At 70.8% G+C, this 25,000-nt stretch carries 18 protein-coding genes; 4 read left to right on the top strand and 14 right to left on the bottom strand.

Features of this window, described 5'->3' with window-relative positions; genetic code table 11:
- Positions 1-22: 22 nt before the first annotated feature.
- From ACH45E_RS25435 to ACH45E_RS25405, 7 genes are all read right to left on the bottom strand, one after another.
- Positions 23-289: a hypothetical protein gene (locus ACH45E_RS25435; RefSeq protein ID WP_361439791.1), complete on the bottom strand. Its 267-nt coding sequence runs from the start codon at positions 287-289 to the stop codon at positions 23-25.
- 63 nt (positions 290-352) lie between these two features.
- Entirely contained in the window at positions 353-1,318 is a 966-nt protein-coding gene (locus ACH45E_RS25430) for an electron transfer flavoprotein subunit alpha/FixB family protein (RefSeq protein WP_361439788.1), read from the bottom strand.
- Between the two features lie 28 nt (positions 1,319-1,346).
- Positions 1,347-2,129, bottom strand: coding sequence for an electron transfer flavoprotein subunit beta/FixA family protein (locus tag ACH45E_RS25425; protein ID WP_361439785.1), 783 nt, complete (start codon positions 2,127-2,129; stop codon positions 1,347-1,349).
- Positions 2,130-2,154: 25 nt separating this feature from the next.
- Complete coding sequence (locus ACH45E_RS25420; RefSeq protein WP_361439782.1) at positions 2,155-3,330, bottom strand: acyl-CoA dehydrogenase family protein; 1,176 nt, start codon at positions 3,328-3,330, stop codon at positions 2,155-2,157.
- A gap of 73 nt (positions 3,331-3,403) precedes the next feature.
- A complete protein-coding gene (locus ACH45E_RS25415; protein WP_361440251.1) occupies positions 3,404-4,582 on the bottom strand; it encodes a CoA transferase in 1,179 nt (392 codons plus the stop codon).
- A 128-nt stretch (positions 4,583-4,710) separates the two neighbouring features.
- Positions 4,711-5,142, bottom strand: coding sequence for a hypothetical protein (locus ACH45E_RS25410; protein ID WP_361439779.1), 432 nt, complete (start codon positions 5,140-5,142; stop codon positions 4,711-4,713).
- Positions 5,143-5,708: 566 nt separating this feature from the next.
- Complete coding sequence (locus ACH45E_RS25405) at positions 5,709-6,380, bottom strand: MFS transporter (protein ID WP_361439776.1); 672 nt, start codon at positions 6,378-6,380, stop codon at positions 5,709-5,711.
- 691 nt (positions 6,381-7,071) lie between these two features.
- Here ACH45E_RS25405 and ACH45E_RS25400 point away from each other — a divergent pair.
- Positions 7,072-8,361 carry a hypothetical protein gene (locus ACH45E_RS25400; RefSeq protein WP_361439773.1) on the top strand — a complete coding sequence of 430 codons (1,290 nt, stop codon included), beginning with the start codon at positions 7,072-7,074 and terminating at the stop codon, positions 8,359-8,361.
- 99 nt (positions 8,362-8,460) lie between these two features.
- Here ACH45E_RS25400 and ACH45E_RS25395 read toward each other — a convergent pair whose 3' ends face one another.
- The 7 genes from ACH45E_RS25395 to ACH45E_RS25365 form a co-directional block, all read right to left on the bottom strand.
- A complete protein-coding gene (locus ACH45E_RS25395) occupies positions 8,461-10,761 on the bottom strand; it encodes a UvrD-helicase domain-containing protein (protein ID WP_361439770.1) in 2,301 nt (766 codons plus the stop codon).
- Positions 10,758-17,567, bottom strand: coding sequence for a DEAD/DEAH box helicase (locus ACH45E_RS25390; RefSeq protein WP_361439767.1), 6,810 nt, complete (start codon positions 17,565-17,567; stop codon positions 10,758-10,760). Before ACH45E_RS25390 ends, ACH45E_RS25395 begins: the two co-directional genes overlap by 4 nt.
- Positions 17,568-17,645: 78 nt before the next feature.
- The gene (locus tag ACH45E_RS25385) at positions 17,646-18,590 is read right to left on the bottom strand and encodes a hypothetical protein (protein WP_361439764.1); all 945 of its coding nucleotides are present in this window, start codon (positions 18,588-18,590) and stop codon (positions 17,646-17,648) included.
- 54 nt (positions 18,591-18,644) lie between these two features.
- Positions 18,645-19,832 (bottom strand): DUF3696 domain-containing protein, encoded by a 1,188-nt coding sequence (locus tag ACH45E_RS25380; protein ID WP_361439761.1) that lies wholly within the window; start codon positions 19,830-19,832, stop codon positions 18,645-18,647.
- Positions 19,829-21,115 (bottom strand): DUF262 domain-containing protein, encoded by a 1,287-nt coding sequence (locus ACH45E_RS25375; protein ID WP_361439758.1) that lies wholly within the window; start codon positions 21,113-21,115, stop codon positions 19,829-19,831. The genes ACH45E_RS25380 and ACH45E_RS25375 overlap by 4 nt, the downstream gene beginning before the upstream one ends.
- An 83-nt stretch (positions 21,116-21,198) precedes the next feature.
- The gene (locus ACH45E_RS25370) at positions 21,199-22,203 is read right to left on the bottom strand and encodes a hypothetical protein (protein WP_361439755.1); all 1,005 of its coding nucleotides are present in this window, start codon (positions 22,201-22,203) and stop codon (positions 21,199-21,201) included.
- A 265-nt stretch (positions 22,204-22,468) separates the two neighbouring features.
- The gene (locus ACH45E_RS25365) at positions 22,469-22,927 is read right to left on the bottom strand and encodes an ATP-binding protein (protein ID WP_361439752.1); all 459 of its coding nucleotides are present in this window, start codon (positions 22,925-22,927) and stop codon (positions 22,469-22,471) included.
- Between the two features lie 161 nt (positions 22,928-23,088).
- Between ACH45E_RS25365 and ACH45E_RS25360 the strand changes: the two genes are divergently transcribed.
- Genes ACH45E_RS25360 through ACH45E_RS25350 form a run of 3 tightly spaced genes read left to right on the top strand, consistent with a single transcriptional unit; the run spans position 23,089 to position 24,716 of the window.
- On the top strand, positions 23,089-23,949 hold the full coding sequence (locus tag ACH45E_RS25360) for a helix-turn-helix transcriptional regulator (RefSeq protein WP_361439749.1): 861 nt from the start codon (positions 23,089-23,091) through the stop codon (positions 23,947-23,949).
- Positions 23,946-24,131 carry a DUF397 domain-containing protein gene (locus tag ACH45E_RS25355; protein WP_361439746.1) on the top strand — a complete coding sequence of 62 codons (186 nt, stop codon included), beginning with the start codon at positions 23,946-23,948 and terminating at the stop codon, positions 24,129-24,131. Before ACH45E_RS25360 ends, ACH45E_RS25355 begins: the two co-directional genes overlap by 4 nt.
- 39 nt (positions 24,132-24,170) lie before the next feature.
- Positions 24,171-24,716, top strand: a complete 546-nt coding sequence (locus ACH45E_RS25350) for a hypothetical protein (RefSeq protein ID WP_361439743.1) — start codon at positions 24,171-24,173, stop codon at positions 24,714-24,716.
- The last annotated feature ends 284 nt before the right edge of the window (positions 24,717-25,000 follow it).

The raw sequence follows: 25,000 nt of genomic DNA, 5'->3' as shown, positions 1-25,000 counted from the left end.
TCACCGTACCGGCCGTCGGGATCTACGACCGCCCGCCGAACACCCTCTGCTCCCGCAGCTGGACGACGTGCGAGACAGCCAGCCGCTCGCCAACCGTCCGATGGCGGTTGTACCCCGCGAAACGCGCACCCAGCGCGGGCCTGTCCGCGCCGTCGAGCCATTCCGCGCACTGCAGTTCAGGACTCAGACGGGCCGGCACACCGATGTCCGTCACCAGGCCCAATACCGTCGAGGGGGCCGCCTCGACATAGATGTCACAGCAGACTCCCGGCCCCTCGGAGAACAGCACGGCATCGCTCCTTCCTGGTCCGGACCCGACAGTCCGGACCTCAAGACCTGGCGGCGAACCACGTCAGCCGACTGTGCGGCGGGCGGCCACTTCCCGCGTGAGCTGGGGTGCCACCGTGAACAGGTCCCCCACCACGCCGTAGTCGGCGAGGCCGAGGATCGGGGCCTCAGGATCCTTGTTGACGGCGACGATCGTCTTGGAGGTCTGCATTCCCGCGAGGTGCTGGATGGCACCGGAGATCCCCAGAGCTATGTACAGCTGCGGGGATACGGTCTTGCCGGTCTGTCCCACCTGGAACTGGTGCGGGTAGTATCCGGCGTCGACCGCCGCGCGTGAGGCGCCCACCGCACCGCCCAGGGCGTCGGCCAGTTCCTCCACCACCTTGAAGCCGTCCGCTCCGCCGACACCGCGGCCTCCGGAGACGACGACGGTCGCCTCGGTGAGCCCGGGCCGGTCGCCCGCGGGCGCGGCCCGCCTGGCGGTGATACGGGCGGACGCGGAGGGGTCGACCGTCGGCAGGGCGATGCTCCGCTCCACGGCTTCCCCGGAACGCTCCTCCGGTGCGAAGGCCCCCGGGCGTACGGTGATCACCGGTACGCCCTGGGTGACCTGCGAGCGCACGGTGTACGACCCGCCGAAGACAATCTGGGTGACCACACCGGGAGAGTCCAGGTCGACCGCGTCGATCAGCAGTCCGGCGTCCAGCCGCGCGGCGAGGCGCCCGGCCACCTCGTTGCCGTCCGTCGTCGCGGAGACCAGAACGGCGGCGGGAGAGGCTTCCCCGACCGCGCGTTGAAGGGCGTCGACGGCGGGCGTGGCGAGGAACTCGGCCGCGTCGGTGGATTCCGCCGCGTGGACGGTTGTGGCGCCGTACCGGGCAAGCGACTCCTTGAGGTGCGCCGCTGTGCCGGGGATTCCCACGACGACTGCGACCGGGTCTCCCAACCGCCTTGCGGCGGCCAGGAGTTCGTACGTGGACTTGTGGACGCGTTCCCCGTCGTGGTCGACGAGGACGAGGACATCGGGCATGGGGAGCCTGCTTCTTGTTCGGGTCGGTTCAGACGAGCTTCTGGGCGATCAGGTACGCGGTGAGGTGCCGGCCGGCCGAGCCGTCGTCCGTGATGCGGGTTCCGGCGGCTCGTGGGGGACGCTCGACGGCCTCCACCACACGGGTGCGGGTCACGAGGAACCCGGCGCCGTCCGCGTCGGGGAACAGGTCGTCGAGGTCGACCGTCTCCACCGGCTTCCTCTTGGCCGCCATGATCCCCTTGAACGAGGGATAGCGCGGCTCGTTGATCTTTTCGGTGACACTGACCAGAGCGGGCAGCGATGCCTCCAGCGTCGCCTCGCCGTTCTCGGTCGCGCGCTCGGCACGTGCCCGTCCCTCGTCCACGTCCAGCTCCCGCGCATGCGTCAGCTGCGGCAGGCCGAGCAGGTCGGCGACGATGGCGGGGACCGCGCTCGCCTGTCCGTCGGTGGTCGCGTCACCCGCCAGGACCAGGTCGACGTCCTCCACCGTCCGCACGGCGGCTGCCAGCACCTTCGAGGTGGTCACCACGTCGGCGCCCCGGAGCCGGTCGTCGCAGATGTGGATCGCGCGGTCGGCGCCCATCGCCAGGACCTTGCGGATGGCGTCGAGCGCGGAGTCGGGTCCCATGGACACGACAGTGACCTCGGCGCCCACCGACTCCTTCAGCCGCAGGGCCTCTTCCGCGGCGTGTTCGTTGATTTCGTCCAGCACGAGGTCGGCACCCTCGCGGTCAAGGGTGTGGTCGTCGGCGGACAGGGTGCGTTCGGCACCGGTGTCCGGGACCTGCTTGACGAGTACGACGATGTTCACGGTCGTCTTCCTTCAGCCGGGGCGGTCAGCGGAACGCCGGGTAACCGGTGATCGCCTGACCGACGACCAGCGTGTGCATCTCGTTGGTGCCTTCGTACGTCATCACCGACTCCAGGTTGTTGGCGTGGCGCAGCGGCGAGTACTCCAGGGAGATGCCGTTGGCACCCAGCACGGTGCGGCATTCGCGCGCGATGGCGATCGCCTCCCGCACGTTGTTGAGCTTGCCGACGCTGATCTGCTCGGGGCGGATGCGGTGCTGGTCCTTGAGCCGGCCCAGGTGCACGGCGAGCAGCGCGGCGCGGCCCAGGGTCACGGTCATGTCGGCGAGCTTCTTCTGCGTGAGCTGGAAGGCGCTGATCGGCTTGTCGAACTGCACCCGGGAGTCGGCGTACTCGATGGCCGCCTGCAGCGAGTCGCGGGCCGCGCCGACGGCACCGAAGAGGATGCCGAAGCGGGCCTCGTTGAGGCAGGACAGCGGCCCGCGCAAGCCCTCCGCGAGTGGCAGCCGCGCCGCCTCGGGCAGCCGTACGTTGTCGAGGTACAGCTCGGAGGTGATCGAGGCGCGCAGCGACATCTTCTGCTTGATGTCCTGCGTGGTGAAGCCGGGCGTGCCGCGCGGCACGAGGAACCCGCGGACGCCGTCCTCGGTCTGCGCCCACACGGTGGCCACATCGGCGATACCGCCGTTGGTGATCCACATCTTCGAGCCGTTGAGGATCCAGTCGCCACCGTCGCGGACGGCCCGGGTGCGCATCCCGGCGGGGTTGCTGCCGAAGTCGGGCTCGGTCAGGCCGAAGCAGCCGATCGCCTCACCGGCGGCCAGCCGGGGCAGCCACTCCTGCTTCTGCTCCTCCGAGCCCCACTTCCAGATGGAGAACATCGACAGCGAGCCCTGGACGGAGACGAAGCTGCGGAAGCCGGAGTCGGCCGCCTCCAGTTCCAGGCAGGCCAGGCCGTAGCTGACAGCGTTGGTGCCGGCACAGCCGTACCCTTCGAGATGCATGCCGAGTACGCCCAACTTACCGAGTTCAGGGGCGAGTTCGCGGGCGAAGTGCGCGTTCTCGAACCACTCGCCGATGTGCGGGCGCACGCGGTCGGCGAGGAACTTGGCGACGGTGGCCTGGATCTCGCGTTCCTCGTCGGCGAGGGTGGAGGAGAAGTCGAGCAGGTCGAGCGGGTCCTTCAGCGGCTTGCGGCTCATCGTGGGCTCCTGGTGGTGACGGTGGTGGGTGCGGGTCGGGTGGTCGGGGTGCTCGTGTCCAGGCCGGAGGCAGTCACGTGACCGGTCCCTCCGCCTCGGTGGCGGGGTCGGAACCGCGGTGGAAGATCTCCGCGGTGTGCTGTCCAAGGCGTGGCGGCGGCAGGCGGTACCGCACGGGCGTGCCGCTCAGCGCGATGGGGCTCGCGACCTGGCGGGAGGGCCTGGCTTCCGCTCCGTCGGCGGGTGTGGCGGGGATGTCGACGATGCCGGGAAGGCCGAGCTTGTGGGCGAAGGCGAATGCCTCGTCGAGCGTGTTGACCGGTCCGGCGGGCACCCCCGCGGCCAGCAGGACGGCCGACCAGTGGTCGGCGCCGGCGACACCCAGCCGTTCGGTCAGCAGGTCCTTGAGTTCGGCGCGGTGGGCGACGCGGTCGGCGTTGGTGCGGAAGCGGTCGTCCAGCGCGAGACCGGGATCCCCGACGGCCTCGGCGAGTGCCGCGAACTGCCGGTCGTTGCCCACCGCGATCGCGAGCGGACGATCGGCGGCCGGGAGGGTCTCGTACGGGGCGATGCTCGGGTGGGCATTGCCCAGGCGGCCGGGGACCACGCCGGCGACGGCGAACGCCGACGCCTGGTTGACCAGGGCCGACAGCAACGAGCCGAGCAGATTCACCTCCACCAGCTGGCCCTCCCCGGTGGCGTCCCGGTGCCGGAGCGCCGCGAGGATGCCCAGCGAGGCGTGCAGGCCGGTGATCACGTCGACCAGTGCCACACCGGCCTTCACCGGCTCCCCGGCCGCGTCCCCGGTCACGCTCATCAGACCGCCGACGGCCTGCACGAGCAGGTCGTATCCGGGGATCGCCGCGCCCGCACCACTGCCGAAACCGCTGATCGAGCAGTAGACCAGCCCTGGGTGCCGGGCGCGCAGTTCGCCAGGGCCGAGCCCCAGCCGCTCCATCGTGCCGGGACGGAAGTTCTCCACCAGCACATCGGACTCGGCGACCAGGGCGCGGGCCTGTTCCAGACCGGCCTCGGTCGTGAGGTCCAGGACGACGGACCTCTTGTTCCGGTTGACGCTCAGGAAGTACGTCGACGTTCCGTCATGATCCGCCGGGGGATGCCAGGCCCGGGTCTCGTCCCCGGCGCCCGGCCGCTCCACCTTCACCACCTCGGCGCCGAGATCGGCGAGGAGCATCGTGGCGTAGGGCCCTGCGAGAACCCGGGAGAAGTCGGCGATGCGCAGCCCCTCCAGCGCACCGCCCCCCGCCCCTTCGCGGCCGACGCCGGCCCGTTCGTCCGGCGCGTCGTTCTGGGTGCCCACGCACCCTCCTCTCTCGTCGTACCGGCCTGCGAACACGGCTCCGTCCGAGCCGTCAGCCCTCACCACCAGCGCTCCACAGACGTCGCCGGGTGGGTGAGCTCGACGACGGGCAGTCCCTGACCGACAGGGGTGGCCGTCCGTACGACCCGCACCCTGGCACCGATCCCGACCACGACCGGCGCCGTCCCCGTGACCTGGCAGAGCAGGTTGAAGCCCTCGTCCATCGCGACGAACCACGTGTTGTGGTGGGTCTGGCCGTTACGGCGAACGACCGCCCCGGCGCCGGTGCTGCGCTCGCGTCGGAAGGCCGTGGATCCGCAGGCCCGGCAGAAAGACCGGCGATAGGCGGGGGTGCAGCACCAGAGGCACCGCTGGAAGAACAGATCGTGGCCGACCGTCGGTGCGGCCGGCCCGGCGGGCGCGGTCGTGGTGGCGGCAGCCGCTTCGTGCTCCCCGCACTCGTTGGTCTCACGGATATCCGTGTGGAGCATCACGACCTCCTGCGCTCAGTTCGAGGACCGGAAATGGGGGGACCGGGAATGGGGTGCCAGGCATCCGGTCCGGCTCCCTCACCCTGACCCTGCCGAGGAGTGGCGGTCAACGACGAGTTGACGCATCTTTGTGCGCGGAAAACGCTCCGTTCGCGGAGGTCAGAGCCGGTTTCCCGGCGCTACTCTCAGGGCGTGCCCCGGGTCGTGCGGACCTTGCCCGCGCACGGGCGGTGAGCGTCCTGCGGGAGCTGGCCGATGCGACCACGGTTGCGCCGAGGTATAGCCTCGGACAAGGAGCGTCGGCTCTCCGGAGCAGCCATGGGAGACGAGCGAAATCCAGCGAGCTCACCCATCCCGGTCACGGCTCTCAGCGCCGAGGACCGGATGCTCGCCGCGACACTGCGGCGGGCGGTGCATGAGCTTCGGGCAACCACAGGCACTGCGATGGTTCCGCTCGAGGACGGTCGGACGCTGGCCAACGTCGTCGTGGTGGGTGGCCCCCTGTCGATCTTCACCGTGGCGGACCGCCACCCGGTGGACGACGACCGCTACACCGGATCCGTCGCCTACCGCACGGGTCGCCAGTGTGTACGCGTGCGCAGCGAGGCTCCCGACGGTGTCCGCCCGGCCATGCCGTTCCCGTACGCGATCGTCGCCACACCGTTGGTCAGCGACGAAGGGCGGTCGTTCGGGGTCCTGGTCCTTATCTGGGCCGACCCCGTCGACCGGACGGCCGTCTCCGCACGAGCGCGGCGCCGCTGCGAGACCCTGACACAGGAAGGCAGGAGCCAGCTCCGCCACGGCCACCCCAGTGAGTGGCCCTCCGCCAGCGGGATGAGCAGGGCGGTCAGCGTGGCGGCGAACAGCACGGTACCGGGCAGGTCGATGCCGACCGGGTGGGGTGAGCGCGTGCCGGGCACGATCCGGGCCGCGACGATCAGCACAGCCACGCCGATGGGCACGTTGACCAGGAAGATCGGCCGCCAGGAGGTACCGGCGATGTCGGCACCGACCAGCAGGCCGCCCACCAGCTGTCCGACCACGGCGGCGATACCGGAGGTGGCTCCGTACAGGGCCACGGCCCGGGCCTTGCGTTCGCCTTCGAGGACTTGGTGGAAAGTCGCCAGCACTTGCGGGATGAGCAGGGCGGCGGTGGCGCCCTGGATGATCCGGGCGGCAATCAGCGCCGCCACGTTCGGTGCGACCCCGCAGGCCAGCGAGGTGAGCACAACGAGCACACCGCCACGTCACCGGCCGTCGCGCCATCCTGCCCCGCAAGGGCGCCGCCCGGAAGCCGATTCATGGGGTCCAGCGCCGGCGGCAACTCCTCCGATCCACTGGCGCCTCCGTGCGCTGCCGATTGTTCAAGGCGGACCTACTGATGCGCGCACCCCACCGCACACCGCACCGTCCCGCATATAGCCGGAAGAGTGGCCACCGGCAGTGGGAGTGCTCTGGGATTTTTCTGGGACTTCCGGCTCCATCAATGGGCACGAGCGTGAAACAGCCGAAAGGACGTATGTGCAGGTCAGCGACGCACAGACGTCGAATGCGCCAGGCCAGGGGGCTCCCTGGTCCCTTCCGGGACATCTGACTCGGCAGTGCCGCCGCATCCTGTCCGGCCTGCTGTTACGGGGGTCCTGGACGGGTGCGGCGGCAGCTGTGGAGCTTCTCTCTATGGGAACCTTCGCGGGAACACGGCTACCACGCGCCGTCTCGCATCCAGGGTGAACGATGCCGGGCACCTTCCGTATCTGTCCGCGCTCGTGTGTCCGGAACTCGCGTAGACGTGGCTATGCGCACTTGCGTGCGCCCGCTTCCGTGCCCGTACCGTTCCGGACCATGTCTGCGCCCACCCGAGAGGTACTCGATCGCCTGAATCGCCGACTCCCGGTCCGCGTCTGTTCGACTGCCGCTCTGGTGGCGGACGTGGACAAGGCTGCCGGAGCCATCGACCGAGAACGCGCACGAAAACGCGGTGAAGTGGAGATGCCTGCCCGCAAACCTGGTGTCGGGCCACTCCACCGTCCTGAGAACGACGATCTCGACACCACGCCCTGGGAACTGCTCGGTGTCTTCGCCAGGGCTAGCACGCTTGCTCGTCAAGGACGGGGACGGGGGCTGGCCGAGCACTGGCAAGCGTTGAAGTACTGCCAAGCCCTTGGAGTGGGGATGCACGGGCATCTGGCGCTCACGGAGGAGGGCGAGATTCCCGAGCTCGCCTACCGCGGCATGCAGGCACGGGAACTGGGCCGGGCGCTGGGCCTCGCCGTCGCCGAACGCACGGTGCGGAACCGCTGTCCCGACCACATGATCTCCGTTCTGGACGCGGAGGTCGTACTCCTCGCGGGGTTCGCGCGCACCGGCCCCCGGCCGACCCTCGGCGCCCGGCCACGGCCCGACTTCTTCCTCGAAGCCTGGCAGCCCGGCGAGCCGTCCCGCATCTTCGTGGTAACCGTGAACGGCAATCACCAAGTCGCCACGAAGCGCACCGGCAAAGCCGACCGCTCCGCGTTCAAACAGCTCGCCAGGGCCAGCGAGCGCGCCGAGCAGTTCCACCTCGCCGAGTGGAACACCACACCCTGCCTGCTGATGTCGACGGAGTTGATGGCCAAGGAAGGCATCACAATCAACGTGTTGCAGGCACCTGGCGAAGGTCTGCTCCCGACCAGGCCGACTTCAGGCAGCAAGAGCGCAGACGCCGTGCTGTCCAAGCGCAACCCTCCTTACGCGGGGGCCGTCAAGGTGCCCGGTGCCGATGGCCGGAAGGAGCGGATTCAGGACGGCTTCCTCATCCCACGCAAGGACCTGGGCTGGTATGGCCAACTACTGGCACGCACAGCAGCGGCCGGCCAGCTCGCACTGGCCGGCGCGGGCCGTGAAGTCGCCCAGTACCTGACCGACGAGCAGGGCCGCAAGCACTACGCCCAGCGTACGTTCGCCGGCTCGTCGAGTGTCCGGGACGCGTGCCACAAGATCGACTCCACACGATTCCTCGGAACGGACCAGGTGTTCCGCCTGGGCGGAATCCGAGTCGAAGCGTTCTCCGGCATGGACGAGGAACTGTATGAACTTCTAGCCAACGGCGAGGTCGAGGCATACAGGCACCGGGCCTACGAGAAACGTCAGACGTTTCCCACTGGCGCTGAAGCCCCGGATTGGGGCCCCGTCTCCTTCGGCGACGACGGTACGGTCGTGGCTCTTCGCATCCTTCCGTGAGGCCAGGAACAGCAGGTCCGCCATCTCACTCACTTCACAAGATTTCACCAGAGACCCGTCACGTGGAAGCGCCACGGGAGATCAGGTGCGGGTGTTGCTTCAGATGTCGCTCCGGGGCGGAAGCAGCGGCGCCAGGAAGCGGCTCGGTTCACCGTGCCAGGTTATGGCGAGTGCGTCACGGGCGCGGGTCGCCGCGACGAAGAGCAGCGAGCGCGCCCGGTGCAGCTCACGCTCGTGGCGGCTCGGGTCCGTGTGTTCCCAGGCATCCACCGAGGCACGGGGGACGAGCCCCTCGGCCACCCCGGCGATGATCAGACACCGGTATTCCAGTCCCTTGAAGCGGTACATGGTGCCGATGTGGACGCCCTGGTCGCCGCGAGGGCCGTCCGGCGTGATCTCCATCGGGGTGATGCCGCGTCGGGCGAGGCGGTCGGCGACTTGGGTGACCATGTCGTTGGTCGGGACACAGATGGCCGTTGACTCGCGGGGCACGTCGTGCCAGGCCCGCAGCTGCTCCACGACGAGGTCCATCTCCTCGTCCCAGCTCCGCGCGCCGCGCAGCGTCGGGGTCAGGCCGTGGAGGACCGAGCGGTACCCGGCGAGGGTGTCGGCGCCGCCGTCGAGGTCGTCGTAGTCGGCGCCGCCCAGAACCCTGATCGCGTCGCGGAGGATCTCCCGGGTCGTGCGGTAGCTGAGGGTCAGCCGGGAGGAGCGGCCGCGGATGTGGACGCCGAGGCTGCCGAGGGTGACCTGGTTGTCGTAGATCCGCTGGTGGGTGTCACCGACGAGGAAGATGTCGTCGGGCGCGGACGGCACCATGGCACGCAGCATCTTCCAGTGGGCGGCGCTGAGGTCCTGGGCCTCGTCGACCACGATGTGCCGGTACCGGTAGCGCAGCCAGGCGCCGGAGCCGGCCTCCACGTGGAGGTTGTCCAGGCCGCCCCGTTCCTCGCGTTCCTCCGAGAGCCTGTCGATCCGTGCCTTGCGGGCCATCTCCAGCCGCGCGGCCCGCTCCGCGACCTGGCGGTGGGTCTCCAGCCCCTTGGTCTCGAGCCGCTGGGCGAAGCGTTCGGCGAGCTGCCAGATGCCGGCGCGCTCGGCGCGGGTGACGCTGCGTCCCCGGCCGGCGCGGCGGGCGGTGAAGTAGTCGCTCCGGGAGGTCACGGCCTGGCCGAGGATGACCTGGTTCCACTCGTCGCTGAGGAACTCGGCGCTCCAGCGGGTCTCCCCCGCCTCCAGCAGCAGCTCCCGCCACTCGCGGAGCGCCGCCGTGTCGTCGATCCGCCGTTTGGTGTTGCCCGGGTCGGCTTCGCTGACGATGCGGGTGGCGAGCTGGTCGACGTGGGTGATGTCGACCCGGGCCAGTACGTCCGGGCCACCGAGCGAGAGGAGCCGGGCCCGCAGGTCGGCGGCGAGGTTGCGGTTGAAGGTGGTGAGCAGGACGGGCTTGTTGCGACCGGGGGGGAGGTTGCCCACCAGATGGCACACGCGGTGGAGGGCGACGATCGTCTTGCCCGTCCCCGGCCCGCCGCCGACCCGGGCCGGGCCGGAGTAGCGCCGGTGGACGAGCTTCTCCTGGGTGGGGTGGAGAAAGATCTTCCAGCGTCCGAAGTCGCCCTCCTCCAGGATGGCCTGCAGGGATTCGTCGTCGGTGATCACCACGGTCTGGGAGCGGTCGACGGCCGCCTGCCAGTCGTCGGTGTCGAGGTTCTTCTCCGGCTCGGTCACGGCGACGGGCGCGGTGACCTGGTCCATGACCGCTTCGTACGGAACGCCGTCGCGCAGCCGGAGAAGCACCTCCCCGGTGTGGCGGGGCGCGTACTCGACGAGGCCGAGCAGTTCGTCGTCCGTGGTGAGCTTCCGGACGATCGGGATGAGCGGCTGGGCGACGCCGAGGTCCACGAGCTGCTCGTCGGTGTACGCGGCGAAGAGGGGCTGCTCCGGCCGGACCGGTTCCGGGGCGGGAGCGGGAGCCGGGACGGGCGTCGGGGCCGGGGCGGGAGCGGCGGGCGGCGCGAGTTCACGGCGCAGCAGGCTCTCCTCGACGACCTGGAGGTCGACGTACTCGATGGCGCCCGTGACGTGGTTGATGCCGTAGTTGAACCGGTCGAGGTTCTTGTGGACGTGGCTGCGGTGCTTGACCGAGACGAGCAGCCAGTCGTCACCGCCGAGGCGGATCATCAGGGCCCGCCACTCGCGGTTGACACGTGCCGACCAGAGCCGGTCGTGACCTTCCAATGGCTTGAGGTCGAGCCCGCCGGCGTCCGGGTTGCGGCGGAAGTCGTGCTGGAACTTGTAGAACGCCCCGAGGACGGCGCGGTCCAGTCTGACGATTTCCTTGTCGGCCTTGTCGAGCAGGCGCAGGGTCACGCCCGTCCTCGGCGCGCCGGTGACCGTCATCGCTCGTTCTCCTCGTGCTCGTTCGTCGGCCGGTCGGCGCCGGAGTCGGTGTCGGCGTCGCCGTTCACCAGCCCGGCAAGTTCGTCGGCGTCCCATTCCATCGCGGTGCGGACCCGCCAGCCCGCCTCCCGGTAGGCCTGGTCCCGTTGTTCGGCGTCGATGTCCCGTTTGCTGCCCGGATCCGGGCGGTGCACGAGGACGACGCCGACACGCCGGGCGGGCCAGGCGAGTTCGGCGGGCCAGGCGCCCGCTCCCAGTTCGTAGCCGGCCTCCGGAGCGGGCAGGCCGCGGTCGGCGAGGGTCCGGGCGAGAACGGCCAGCCCGGGATCGTCGACGAGGAACTCGATGACCTCGTCCCAGGCGGGATCGCGCACGGCCGCGGGGGCCTCCTCGGCGCTCTCCCGGTCCGCCGACGATTCCTGTCCGTCCGCCGTGGGTTCGTGCGCCCGCCGCTGGGAGGTGAGCCATCCGGCTCCGCCGGTGACCGCCAGCTCGGCCGGGTCGAATCCGGGCAGCATGCCGGCCGTGAGCTGGACCCCGTCCCCCTCGCCCGCGTCGAGGAACTGGAGCAGATTGCTCCAGTAGAGCCATGCCTGCCAGCGCCTGCGGTGGGCGGCTTCGTCGGCCGCGACCGTGTCCGCACTGTCGTCTAGGACGGTCAGAGCCGTCCACACCGCCCCGGCCTGTCCCCTGCGCAGGTCGAGCGCGAGGGTGAGCGGGCACCCGGAGGCGTCCCGAGTCGCCATGACCTGGACGGCGCCCTGTCCTCCGGCCAGTCGCCGCCCGCGCAGCGCCTCGCCGATCCTCAGCCCGATCTCCTCCCCGTCGGCCAGGGCCCTGCTGGTCGCCGACACCGCGGCGAAACTCGCGAGCGCGCTCTGGGTGCGGCGCCGCCACACGTCGGGATCCGGGTCGGTGAGGTAGCCGATCAGCGTCTCGACCGGGTTGGCCCACACCAGGCGCGGCAGGTCACGAGTGTCTCCGGCGTGCATGCGCCGGTGGACGTCCATGGCCGTCTTCTGCGCGGTGTTCGGATACGGCTTCCACACGGGGTCGGCCGGCGGCCTGGCCTGTCCCGCCCAGGCCTGCACGTCGTCCCAGGTGAGCTGGAACACCTGCCAGCCCTCCGCGCGCAGCCGGGTGCGCTTTTCCGCGTCCGCCTGGGCGACGAGGTGTTCGCGGCTCGCGTGGTAGCGGTAGCCGTCGAGGTAGACGGCGACGCGGCGGTCGTCGTCGGTGCTGCGGAAGACCACGTCCGGCCGGGTGAAGCCGAGCGGGGTCTGGGTCTCCATCTGCCAGCCGCGGACGGTTCCGTCGGGTGCGGTGAAGCGCAGGGTCGTGTCCCTGGTGCCGTCGGCGGCGAGCGCGGTGCGGACGCTGACCTCGTCCATCCGCTCGGCCCATTCGAGCAGCCCGCGCCGGAAAAGCGCCTCCAGTTCGCTCTCCACCTGGTGCACCAGGGTGATGTCGCGGGTGGTGGCGACCGGTACGACGCTCCACCGGTCGGGGGTGCGGCCGAACAGGTCGCCGAGCATGTCGAGGGCGTGCTCGCGGGAGACGAGTTCGTACTCGCTGTCGGTGACGTGCCGCAGCAGGCAGCGGTGGCACGCGGGCCGCCCCTGTCCGACGCACACGCAGGTCTCGATCACCTGGCGGGCCTCCTCCAGGACGCCCCTCAGGCCGTCCCGGCCGGCGAGGCGGTGCAGGTAGCCGGTGCCGCCGGGCAGCGTGTCGTACAGCACCAGGAAGTGGCGGCGGTGCCCGCTCTCGCCGCCTTCCTCTGGCATGGAGTCGGTGACGACCTCCAGGTGGTCGGGGTCGCCGCCGTAGGCGCGGGCGATGCCGGCCAGCAGCAGCGCCTTGAAGGAGGTGAGCCGTTCCCGGGTGTGCGCGGTGACGGCGGGGATGAGGACGCGCAGCGCGTCGGTGCGCAGTTCGTGGGCGAGCAGCACCCGCTCGCCGCGTCGTGCGGTGTCGGCTCCGGCGCGCCGCCTGCGGCACCAGGGCCGGTGGTACTTGCCGTACGCGGACGGGTCGCCGGAGTCGTGCGCGGCGGGCCCGCCGTCGGGGTCGGCGAAGCCGCACGCGTCGCAGACCCAGAAGGGGTTGAGGCGGATCTCCTGGCCGGCGAAGGCGGTGTCCGTCCCGCCGTCCACCCGGACGGCTCCGGTGTTGATGTGGCGGATGTACGCCTGGCGGGTGAACTCCCAGCCGAAGGTGGCGTGTTCGTGCTTCCACGCCTGTTCGACGTCGCCGGCGTCGATGTCCACGGCGGGGACGACGGTGTAGTGCCGCTGGTCCCGGTCGTCGCGGTCGTCGCGTACGCGGACGTCGTCGCGTTCGTCTCGGGAGGTGACGCGGCGCGGCACGAGGACCTTGTGCAGGCAGCCGACGTCCCCGATGGCCGCGGACCGGCAACGCGGGCAGGGCGAGGAGTCGTCCTCGGCACGGTGGGTGCGGACGTGTCCGCAGTCGGGGCAGACACGCCACCAGATCCAGGTCGGGCGGCCGGGGGTGCCGATGTCCAGTCCGGTGATCCGGTGCTTGTAGCCCTGGGCGTAGTAGTGGTTGCCGGGGGCGAACTCTGTCAGGGCGAGTCGGGCGGGGCGGCTGTGGCGGAGGGTCTTGCTGTGGTGCTCGCGGGTGCCGTCGGCGTTCTTCTCGGCCCAGGTAAGGGTGGCCTCCAGTTCGGTGGCCGTGTCGATCAGGCTGTAGTTGGGCAGCAGGCCGAAGTCTACGAGGGCGCCGTGCGCGGTGGTGCGGGCCATCTCGCGGGCGACGCGCGCCACGTCCCGGCGTTCGGCGCGCAGTTCGCGCCCCTGCCGTTCGTGGTCGGGGTCGCCGGCGACGAGCAGTCCGTGGGCCCGGTCGATGGCCTCGGTGCGGCGCTGCAGGTCGGCGCGGCGTTCCTCCCAGCGCCGGCCCGCTGCTTCCAGGGCGCCTTTGAGGCCGTCCTCGCCGGGGTCGGTCGCGTAGGTGACGAGGGCGGCGCGGGCCTGCGGGCTGACGCCGGTGCCGCGGCTGTCGTCGTAGGGCGGGAACAGGTCCAGGAAGTCCGCCACGAGCCGCCCGCCGTCGGCGAGCGCGGCCTCGGCGAACTCGGCCTGCCAGGCGGAGGCCCCGAACAGTTCGGTGGCGCGTCCGGGCAGCGGCCGCAGGGGTGTGCCGTCAGGGGCGGTCAGCCGTCCGGCGCCCGCGAGGTCGAGGAGGTGGGCCAGGTACTGGCGGCGCAGGATCTCCACCGCGGACAGGTAGCAGCCGGGCGGCAGGACGTCCCCGGCGATCATGAGGCGGGGTTCTTCGAGGTAGTAGCGGTCGCGCGGGCCCCGGTCGACCATGGTGAGCAGGTAGGCGTTGCCGGTGGAGCGGCCGGCCCGGCCCACGCGCTGGATGTAGTTGGCCGGTCCCTTGGGCAGCGAGGCGAGGACGACGGCCGACAGGTCGCCGATGTCGATGCCGAGTTCGAGGGTGGGGGTGCAGGACAGTACCTGCGGGTTGGCGTAGTGGACGTCGGTGCCCTCGCGGAAGGCCTTCTCGACGGCTTCGCGCCTGGCGCGGCTGAGGGTGCCGGTGTGCTCGGCGGTGTTGATGGTGAAGACGCCGGCCTCGCGGTACATCCGTCGGTAGAAGTCGTCGGTGAAGTCCCGTTGCCGCAGACCACTGTCCAGGTCGCGGCCGGTCCCGAGGGTGCCGCCGCAGCGGTAGCGGGGGCAGGGCTGCCCGTGCCACTGGTCGGCGTGGTCGGGGTGGATGGTCTGTTCCCAGAAGCAGCGCGGGCAGTGCGCGGTGGCGTCGGGCAGGACGTCGTCGGCGAGTTTGCGGACCTGGATGTGGCCGGGCTGGAGTCCGTAGACGCGGGTGGCGCCGTCGAGCGCGGTGCGCACGGAGAGGACGCCGGTGTCGGCGAGCGCGGGCAGCAGCCGGGGCAGGAAATGCGCGGCGGCCTCCCGGCGCAGGCCGAGGGCGCGCACGGCCCAGTCTTGGTACCAGCCGAGCCGGCCGGTGAGCACGTCGAAGTCCTCGCTGCCTTGCTTGGGCGAGCCGAGCAGGAAGGCGGGCGCGGAGACGCCGGGCGGGAAGGCCGGCATGCCGTTCTCCCGTCCGCCCCAGATCGCCCACCGCCGCACCCCGCCCTGGTCGAGCCAGGGGTCCAGCCAGGCGTGCCGGACGGCGCCCCGGATACGCAGCCGTTCCAGCAGTCCCTTGACGAAGCCGAGGTACCGGTCGGGTCCGGGCGCGGACCCGTCGGGCAGGGCGATCTCCCCCGGGGTGGTGAGCAGCAGTTCCCCCACGAGGTCCGCCACGGCGTCGGGATCCGGGAGGGGCACGTCGGCGGCGACGGTGCGGGTGAACTCCAGGGTGCGGCCCTGCCGGGAGCGCAGGCCGAACTCCATGACGGTGGCGAACGCCAGGCGTTGCGCGATCAGTTCCCAGGTGGCCTTCGAGCCGCTGCTGCGGCCGGAGAGCAGGGTGTCCACGCCTCTGATCAGGTGCAGGTCCGGCGGGACGACGGCGGCCTGCACCGCCTTGCTGTCGACGACGTCCGCGATCAGGTCGGCGGCCAGGTCGTTGAGGGTGATCGGTTCATCCTCGTCGATGCGGCTGGCGAGCAGGGCGCGCAGCGAGAACGTGTAGGAACGGCTGGCGACGTATCCGGCGCGGTGGGCGGCGTCCTGGACGGAGTCGTTGAAGAGGAGGGTCTTGTTCTCGCCGAGGTTCTTGTCGAGTTCGCCGCCGGTGAAGAGCTGGGTGATGGAGGCGGCGGCGAGCGCGGCGAGGCCGGTGCCGAGGTAGCGGATGGAGTTGAAGGTGTGGCAGGCGGGGCACTGGTCGCGTTCCGCGGCCCGGTCGCCGTCGAGGTCGACGTGGACGAACGCGGCGTTGTGCAGGGGCCTGGGCCGGTGCGGTCCCGTGCCGTCCGCCGCGGGGGTGAAGTCGGTCTCGGGCGACAGGGGCCGCAGCCGTCCGCCGCTGCCCTCCAGGACCATGACGGCGGGCCCGCCGCGCCGGCGTTCCTCCCCGGCCGCGAAGGCGGCCTCGCGCACTTCCCGCGGGGTCGCGGCGATCATGTTGCGCACCCGGCGCTTGTCGCGGCTCATGGAGGCACGGCGGATCTTGGTGGCGGTCAGGTCGAGTTCGGCCGGGTCGACCTCAGGTGAGTACGCGGCCCAGCCGGAGCGCCCGCACTCGCGGCAGAACACGGCGGGCAGGAAGATCTCGGCGGGCGGTGGGGCGCTGTCACCGGCCGGTACGGCGGCCTGCTCGACGGCGTCGAGCGGTACGGCGGGACCCTCCCCGTCGTACGGGGACGGCCGGGCCGCCGGGCCCTGGTCCTTGCGGGCCAGGACGCCGCCGGGGGCCACCCGTTCGTCGTCCCAGCGGAACTCGGCGCGGGCCGCGCTGATGCCCCGCAGCACGCGGGAGACCGAGCGCACCCACTGGTGGATCTCGATGGACAGCAGCGGCCGTCCGGGGTGTTCGGGGTCGCGTGCGTACGACAGGAGGGCGATGTAGCGGGCGAGGGCCTGGGCCGCGACGCGCGGCCTCAGCTGCACGGCCATGCCCCAGTGGTAGGCGTAGCGGGGCAGCACCTCGGTGATCTCGGTGAGGGTCTTGGGGGCGCCGTCGAGGATCTCCAGGACGGCGGCGGTGAGCCGGTGGCGGCGCAGGACGGCCCCGAGCTCCTCGGGGGTCGGCCCGCTCAGGCCAGTGAACGCGGTGACGAGGTCGTCCATGGCGCCCGGATCGCGGGTGGGGTCGCCGAGGCCGACGACCTCCTGCGGCGGGGGGAACGGCAGGCTGAAGTCGCTCTCGCCGGTGAAGTCCTTGGTGGAGCGCCGGTCCTCGCCGACGACCGCCTCGGGCGGGAACGGCACGCCGAAGACCTGCTCGGCGACCTCCAGCATGCCCGGCGCGCCGCCCGGCCGTCCGGCCACGCTCCGCCCGGCCGCGCCCGGGCCGTTCTCGCCGAGGGTGGCCGACGTGGCGACGGGGCAGACCGGCCCCAGCGGCCGGCCGGGCCGTGCGAGCCCGGTGACGGATCCGAGCCGGCGCAGCAGCATGGCCACGTCCGTGCCCTGGGCGCCGTCGTAGGTGTGGAACTCGTCGAGGACGACGTAGGCGAGCGCGGAGTCCTGCCACAGCCGCTGGTCCTCGGGCCGCTGGAGGAGCAGGTCGAGCATCTTGTAGTTGGTGATCAGGATGTCCGGCTGGGTGCGCCGGATCTCATCCCGGTCGACGGCGATCGCCGGGTTGGCCCGCTTGAACTCCTGGGACGGTGTGTCACCGATGTAGAGCGCCGCCCGGACGCCGGCGTCGCGCAGCCGCGTGTCCTTGGCGTCGTCGAGCCGCTTACCGATGCGCTGGGCCTGGTCGGTGGCGAGCGCGTTCATGGGGTAGAGCAGGACCGCCTTGACGCCGTCCCGGCCCGCCTCGCGTTCCCGCAGGCAGTGGTCGAGGATCGGGATCAGGAACGACTCGGTCTTGCCGGACCCGGTGCCGGTGGTGACGAGGGTGGGCCGCGCCGGACCGTGCAGGGTGGACAGCCTCTCCCAGGCCTGCTCCTGGTGCCGGTGCGGGGTGAAGTCGCGGGGCCACCAGGTCAGGTGCCGCTGCCAGGCGTCGCCCTCTGCGCTGCGGAAGGGGGTGCGGATACGGAGGTAGGGGCCGCGGAAGATGCCGTCCTCGGCGTCGCCGAGGAAGTTCTCCAGAGCGCGGCGGGTGCTCTCGTCGGCCAGCGCGTACGTCGTCGCGAGGTACTGGCTCAGGCTGGCCCGTACCTGGTCGGCGGCGAGGGTGGGACGCACGCGCGGTCCTCCTTGGTGCTGATGGTGCCGGTGGGGCTCCCTACGGTATCGGGGGTGGCCGGGCGGCTTCCGTGCGGCTCAGATGCCGAGCTTGCGCCCGATGTGGGCGATGTGGGCTCGCCGGGTGGCTTTCACGAACCGGAAGTGCAGCCGTCCCGCGCCAGGGGTGAAGCGCAGGTGGGTGTCGAAGTACCGGCTCTCGCCGTCGAAGTCGGTGAACTCGCAGTAGTCACGCTTGCGGGTCGAGTGTTCCGGCGTCACGGCCGAGGCCCATCGCGGCCCGTCGAGGTCGGCCTCCGAGTCCCAGAGCAGAACCGCGCGGTCCATCTCCGCGAGCCGCTTGCAGACCGGGTGGACCCAGTACTGCTCCAGTTCCCGCAACTGTGCTTCGACGCGCGGCAGGAAGAGGAGGTGGGGGAAAAGTTCGGCGCACCGTTCCCACAGTTCGGCTCCGGTGCGGATGGCACTCAGATCGCCGCGCTGGGCGGCCTCGACCTCCTCGCGGATCCACGGCAGGTGCGCGTCGACGTGCTCACGGGTGGCGGCGTGCGGGACCTCGACGTCGGTGAGCACCGAACCGTCGTCCTCGTCGTCGACGAGTTCTTCCCGGACGAGGGTGAGCCGGTCGGCGTCCCAGCATCGCTCCAGCGGCAGGGAGACGCCCACGCCGCCCATCAGGTGCGCGGCTCCCAGCCCGGTCACGGGTACGCCGTCGTGGCTGTAGGCCACGTCGGAGAAGGTCTCGCCCTCGGGGAAGGCCTCGTCGTGGGGGTACTTGGTCTGCATGAGCAGCAGCCGCCGCCAGAGGTCCTTGGCGTCCGGGGTGCCTATCCACTTGCCGATGGGGTGTCCCTCGGCCAGTTGTAAGGCCTTCACGTGTTCCCGGGCGACCAGTACCGTGCCCGGACGGTCCACCCTGGCGACGGCGACGATGGCCTTCACCAGCTCGGTCATGGCGCGGTTGACCCGGTCCGGATCTGCCGTCGTCTCACAGGATCTCTCGTTCAGGAACAGTTGCGGCACGTCTCCCCCTCCGCGATGGTGTGCGCCTCGCCCCGCCTTCCCCGGGCGGGTAAGTCAGCCGATGAGCTGGTCGAGCGTGTTCTCCAGCTCGTCGAAGAACCCTTCGGGCCAATGGTCGAGCATGCCGTCCGCGTCGACCCGCGGGCTGACCACTTCGACGCCGGTGCCGTTGCCGCGGAAGTAGTGGAACACCGCCTGCCCGGGTGTGAGCCGTCCGTTCTTGACGGCGAGCCGCACGCCGTTGATGACGTGGTCGCTGTGCGTCTCCATGATCACCTGGGCGCCCTGGGCGGCGGCCGCCGCGCAGAGCCTCGCCATCTGCGTCTGGCCGTGTGGGTGAAGGTGCGCCTCAGGGTTCTCCAGGAGGACCAGAGAGCCCGGGCGTGCGGTGAGGCAGGCCACCACGACCGGCAGGACATAGGTGAGGCCGAAGCCGACGTGGCTGGGCCGGCGACGCTGGGTGGCGCCGAGCGTGCCCTGGAATCCGTACGACAGGCGTACGGCGTCGGTGCCCTCCATGGCGTCCGCCCTGATGTCCACCCCGGGGCACAGGTCGCCCATCCAGGCGGCGGCCTGGTCGAGCAGACGGTCCGACTCGGCGTCCCGACGATGCAGTGGGCCCTTGGGGACCTCGTCACGGGCGTGGTGACGGAGGTAGTTGACGGTGTGCTCGCCGCGTACGCCGAGGAAGCCTCGGCCGATGACCGCGTGGTGGTCGCGCGGGTAGAACTCGGCGGGCGAGATCCGGTCGGCGTGCAGGTACTGGAAGGGGGCGGTGAGGAACGACGGGGTTACGGCCTCGGGCCCGGTCGGCGCGGCGGGCCCTTCCGAGGTGAGCGGCAGGTCCACGTCGCGCAGCGGCAGCAGATTCTGCTCCGGCTCGTACTCCACGGACCACTCGTAGTGGTACGGCCCCTCGTCGACGCGGAGTTCGATCCGTGGCTCGTCCTCCGCGAACTCCTCGTGCAGGACGTCCTCGCCGGTGCCGAGGCGCACGAGTTCGCCGTTGAGCAGGAAGCCCTGGTTGGCAACAGCGACCGTCATCCCGGCCCGTCGCGCCTCAGGCAGGAGCCTGGAAACCGCGAGGTCGCCTGCCTCGTGCGACTGGCGCAGCAGCGCGATCGCCTGGAGGACGCTGCTCTTGCCGGACGAGTTGAGCCCGGTGAGGAGGGTGAGCGGGCCCAGCGGTAAGGACGTGTCGCGGAACGCCTTGAAGTTGTGCAGTGTCAAACGGTCGATCACTGTTCAGCCACCCCCCGGAACAGCCGTGCCACGTACTGGAACCTCGTGCGGACCTTCACCGGGTCCCCGGTGCCGATGGAGATCGACCGGTCGAAGTCCCACACTTTCATCAGATCGGTGAACTCGTCGAGCAAGATCTCGCGAGACGCTACCAGTCTGTCCCGCTCCTGGTCGTCCAGTAGCGCGAGATGGACGGCGATCGTCTCGAAGAGGGCCTTGTTGATGGGTGAGCGGCCCGGCCCGACGCGTGGCTTGCGGAAGGCCTGCTCCCCGAACAGGTCGCTCGCGCACCGCATGGCCGTCCGGAACTCCCGGGTGAGCTGCGCCCGCCGCTCCTCGGTGAGGTTGTTGATCCGGTACATCACGTCGGTGAGGAAGCGGTCGAAGTCCTTCTCGGAGTGCTCGGCCGGATTGGTCAGGCGGAAGGCGAGGAAGCGCAGCACCATCTCGCGGTCTGCCATCCGCTCGTTGGACACGCTCCACCGAGTGGCCTCGCCGAACGACGGGTCCTCAGCGAGGTCCGCGAGGATCTTCCGGACCGGCCCCCGCACCAGCGCGTGCCGCAGCTCCTGCTGCGTCAGCGGCAGACCGGTGGTGTTGATCCGGGAGAACACGTTGTGCTTGACAGCCTCCGGGGTGCCCTGCTGCATGATGTGCACGGTGAGCTGGGTCTCGCGCAGCCGGATCTTCAGCCGCCCCGTCAGGTCCTGGTAGGTGCTGCCGTCGAAGTTCCAGAGGTAGTCCAGACCTCGGAGGGTCAGTGGGCTCAGTCCGGTGAGCTGGGGCTCCATGAACCGGGCGATGGCGGTGAGCCGCTGGACGCCGTCCACCACCGCCCACTTGTCCTCGTCGTCCTGGGCCATGTGGAAGTTGGAGATCGGGATGCGCAGCAGCAGCGACTCGATCAGACGGCTCTGCGCACGGTCGCTCCAGATCCCGGCCCGCCGCTGGAAGTCCGGCGCGAGGTCGATCATGCCCTCCCGCAGCCGGGACAGCAGCAGGTCCACGGTCGTGGTCTCCGTGTGGATCTTGATGCTGTCGGGCCGGAACGGGGCGGAGATGCCGTCGGCGTCGCTGTAGGCCTCGTCCTCCTCGTCGGAGGGGAGCTCCAGCTCGACGCCGGTCGGCCGGCCGTCGGACCCGATCTCCAGGGCCGGCCCCAGCGGCAGGAAGAACGCGTCCGGGCCGCCGTCGACATCTTCCGGTACGGCGTACCCCCGGTGCCCCGCCGGCCGGCTCCGGCCGGTCCCCGGGCCGCCACCGCTGTCCTCGAGGTCCGCCATCCACACTCCCCGTAGCCCTCCACCAACACCACCCCACCTTATAGACGCCCCCCGCCCCCACCCCCCTCCGAGTCGTCGGCACTTCAGGACGCCTGGATGTTCTTCCCGGCCCGGTGTGAGGGTCCCGTAGCGCCCAGAACAGGGAGACCGACCTCGCCCGGCGTCCCGGCCAGGTCGGCCAGTGCCGCGCGGATGGTGGCGATCATCGCGTCCGGCCGAAGGAAGGCCTCCGCGGCGGTGAAGCGCAGCACCCGCCTCACGCCCGCGCATGTGGCCAGCTCGTTGAAGCGCCGGGTGTCCCGTGCGTGGGCTTCGCGTGTGCCGTGGAAGGCGTAGCCCTCGATCTCGACCACCAGGCCCTCCGCGAGGAAGAGGAAGTCCGGGCGGACGGTTCGGCCGGCCCGCGTGCGCAGTTCCACCTGGGTTGCCGGATGCAGCCCGGCGTCGTGCATCCGCAGACGCGTGAACGTCTCGGCCGGCGACCCGGCGGCCGGATCCGTCAGGCGCAGCCAGCGCCGGGCCCGCTGTGCCCCGTGCAGGGGCGGGGCCAGCTCGGCCGCGAGGCCGGCCAGGGTCACCAGGGCCGGACGGGTCACGCCCGCCACTCGGCGGGGCGAGAGGGCGGAGTCCGCGGCGACGACGGCGTCGTCACGAGGTCCGGCGCGCAGGAGGTCGGCGACCGTCCGCGCGGGCGTGGTCCCGACGAGCCCGTTCCGTACGGTCCGGTCGCCGTCGGTGAGGCACGTCGCCGCCCGCACGCGAACACCCGCGGGCTGGTCGGTCGAGCCGCGGTACGTCGTGCTGAACTCCAGCGGCACGGAACCGGGGCTGTTCCCGAGCAGTTCGACGCGGTGCAGCGCGGCGGCGGTGCGGTGGCTGCAGACGAGATGGGGGCGCAGTATCTGCATCGCGCGGGCACGCAGCAGCCAGTCCACCGCCACGCCCGGCGCCGCCCACGCGCCCCGGTGAATCGGCAGCCAGCCGTCGCGGCGGAGGCGCCGGGTGAGCCTGCGAGCGGGCCAGCCGGCGGCCAGGGCGTGGGCGGTCAGCAGCACACCGTTACGGGTGAGTCGTGTCAGATGCTGCACGAGGGAAGTCTCCGACGCCGCCCGGCAGGCGCGCACCCCCTGTGGACAACCGGCGCCGGACGGCACGACGGCCGGGGCGGCGGACTCCCACGGGCGTCATTCGGTGGTGAGACGACTGCCTGGAACAGGCGATCGGCCGTCGTGGGCCAGGGGCGGGGACAGGGGGTACGGTCCGGTCGGCCTGACGCCGCGCCAGGCCGAGCGCGCGGGCGGCGTCCCGGCCCGGCGGCGCGACCGTCCGGGGCCGCCGGCACGGGCAGCGCGGTCAGCGCCGCAGGTCCAGCTCGGCGACGACCGTCTTGCCGACGGGGACGCGGTCCAGGACCTCCCAGCGGTCGGCGAGCGCCTCCACCAGGAGCAGGCCCCGGCCGGTCTCCGAGAGCGGCCCGAGTGCGGGGCGGGGTGTGCCGGGGGCCGGGGGCCGCAGTTCGCCCAGGGTGTCGGAGACCTCGATGCGCAGGGTCCGGCCGAGCAGCCTGACGGTGACCTCGAAGTCCCGGCCGGGGACACGGCCGTGCGTGACGGCGTTGGCGGCCAGCTCCGCGACGAGCAGGGCCGCCGTGTCGGAGGCCTCGCTTCCGTGCGGCACGCCCCAGACGTCGAGCTGGTGCAGCGCGAGCCGGCGGGCGAGGCGGGCGCCGCGCGGGGTGGAGCTGAACTGTTGGGTGAACGCACGTACGGTAACGAGGCCCTGCCGCGTCGTGGGGGTGGATGGTGCTGTCATATGCCCACTGTGATGCCGGAAAGGGTGCGTTCGCCAGCGCCGCGCTGCGTACGCTGAGTCAGCGTACGCACACGTTCAGCGGACAGTACGCATCACGGTGCGTGACGATTGCCGTCGTCGGAAGCGGTACGGCGGTGGGTGGCACGGGGAGGTGGCCGGCGGTGGCCTACGAGAGCACGGACAGCGGCACGGGGGCGGGCGGCGCGGAACCGGGGGCGTCGGACAGTCTGCGCACTTTCGGGGCGGTCGTCCAGGCCCTGCGGGAGCACGCGGGCCTGAGCCGCGAGGAGTTCGGCGCGCTGGTCCGCTTCTCTAAGCACACGGTCGCCTCCGTGGAACAGGGTCGCAGGATGCCGGACCGGGAGTTCGTGGAGCGGGGGGAGGCGGTGCTCGGCAACACGGGGGCCTTGCGGAGGGCCGCGCCGACGTTGACTCGGCAGGCGGGGCTGGCTAGTTGGTTCCGGCAGTGGGCTCGGCTGGAGGCGACGGCGATCAGCCTGTACACGTACGAGTGCCGGGTCGTACCGGGCCTGTTGCAGACGGAGGCGTACGCGCGGGCGGTGTCGCTGGACGTGCCGCCGCTGCCCGACCCGGTGGAGCTGGAGCAGCGGATCGCGGCGCGGCTGGCACGACAGGAACTGCTGGCGGTGACACGGAAGCCGCCGACGGCGTTCAGCTTCATCGTGGAGCAGGCGGTGCTGGAGCGGTGGACGGGTGGGGAGGAGGTGACGCGGGAACTCTTCGACCACCTGCTGGAGTTGATCGAGCGGAACTGGAACGTCGAGTTTCAGGTGATGCCGCTGCGGAGGCCGACGCATGCAGGAGTGGACGGTCCGGTGCGACTGGCCGAAACACCGGACAACCAGTGGTTCGCCTACTCCGAGGGGCAGCAGAACGGACGGCTGATCGCCGACCTGAAAGAGATCAGCCTGCTCCAGCAGCGGTATGCGAAACTGCGCTCGCAGGCCCTGACCCCCGAGGACTCCCTGGGCCTGCTGAAGCGATTGCGAGGAGCGCTATGAGCATGTCCGAACTGGCCTGGTTCAAGAGCAGCTACAGCGGCTCGCAAGGCGACGACTGCGTTGAGGTCGCGGCGAGCACGCAGGCGATCCACGTCCGGGACTCCAAGTACCAGCAGAGCCCTGAACTCGCCCTATCCCCCACCGCGTGGAGCGACTTCATCACCTACGCAGCCCAAGGCTGACCCTCACACAGGCAGCAGCGCCCCGCATCGACAAGTTCGATGCGGGGCGCTGCTGTCTGCGCTGCTGGCACGCGTCGGTTGGCCAAGTCAGGGACACGCAACCGGAGTTCGTTACCTGGATACCTGGACACCTGGACCTGGAGTTTGTATTGTCTTACTGGGCGACCGAAAGGCGGGCTAATGCCTACCCACTCGATTGACGTTGACGACGAAGTGTATGCACGACTGGCCCGGGAGGCGAGACCACTTGTCGACACACCCAATAGTGTGCTGCGACGCCTGCTGGGACTGGACCGCGAAGCTTCCACGACCCATACCAGCCGAACCAGGAAGGCTGCCCTTGCTCCGCTACTTGCAGACGGACGACTGACGGTCGGACAGGCTCTAACCTGGCATCGTCGCAACCTGGGCCAGGTACATACCGCATTCGTGACCGCTGACGGAAAGCTCCGCCTTGATGATGGCACAGTGCACGACTCCCCATCGGGCGCCTGCTCGGCCGCAGCGGGAGTTGCTGTAAACGGATGGTCTGCATGGCATACCGATAAGGGGACCACCCTGCAAGATCTTCGCAACTCCGCCTGATTCCACTATAGCGCGCCACGCCAGTGGCGCGCTAATAGAAATCTAACCAACCCCACCGGAAGCGACTTTGAACACATTAACATTCGCACTCATACTAGTATGCGCTCTCGCATCGGGGTACGTCGCCCACACTCGTGAAAATCTGATCCAGCCCATACTCGTCGCCGCCACTATTGGATCCCTGGTATTCCTAATAGCAACATTCCGACCCTCCTAACCATTCGCCCGTTAGTCAGGCGTAATCACCCTGGCACCCCGCACAATGGCAAGCCGGTGCGGGGTGC

Source organism: Streptomyces sp. NPDC020299 (genome assembly GCF_044387825.1).
Taxonomy (GTDB): domain Bacteria; phylum Actinomycetota; class Actinomycetes; order Streptomycetales; family Streptomycetaceae; genus Streptomyces.
The sequence above is the reverse complement of the archived record's forward strand: the minus strand, read 5'-3'. Positions and strand labels throughout refer to the sequence as shown.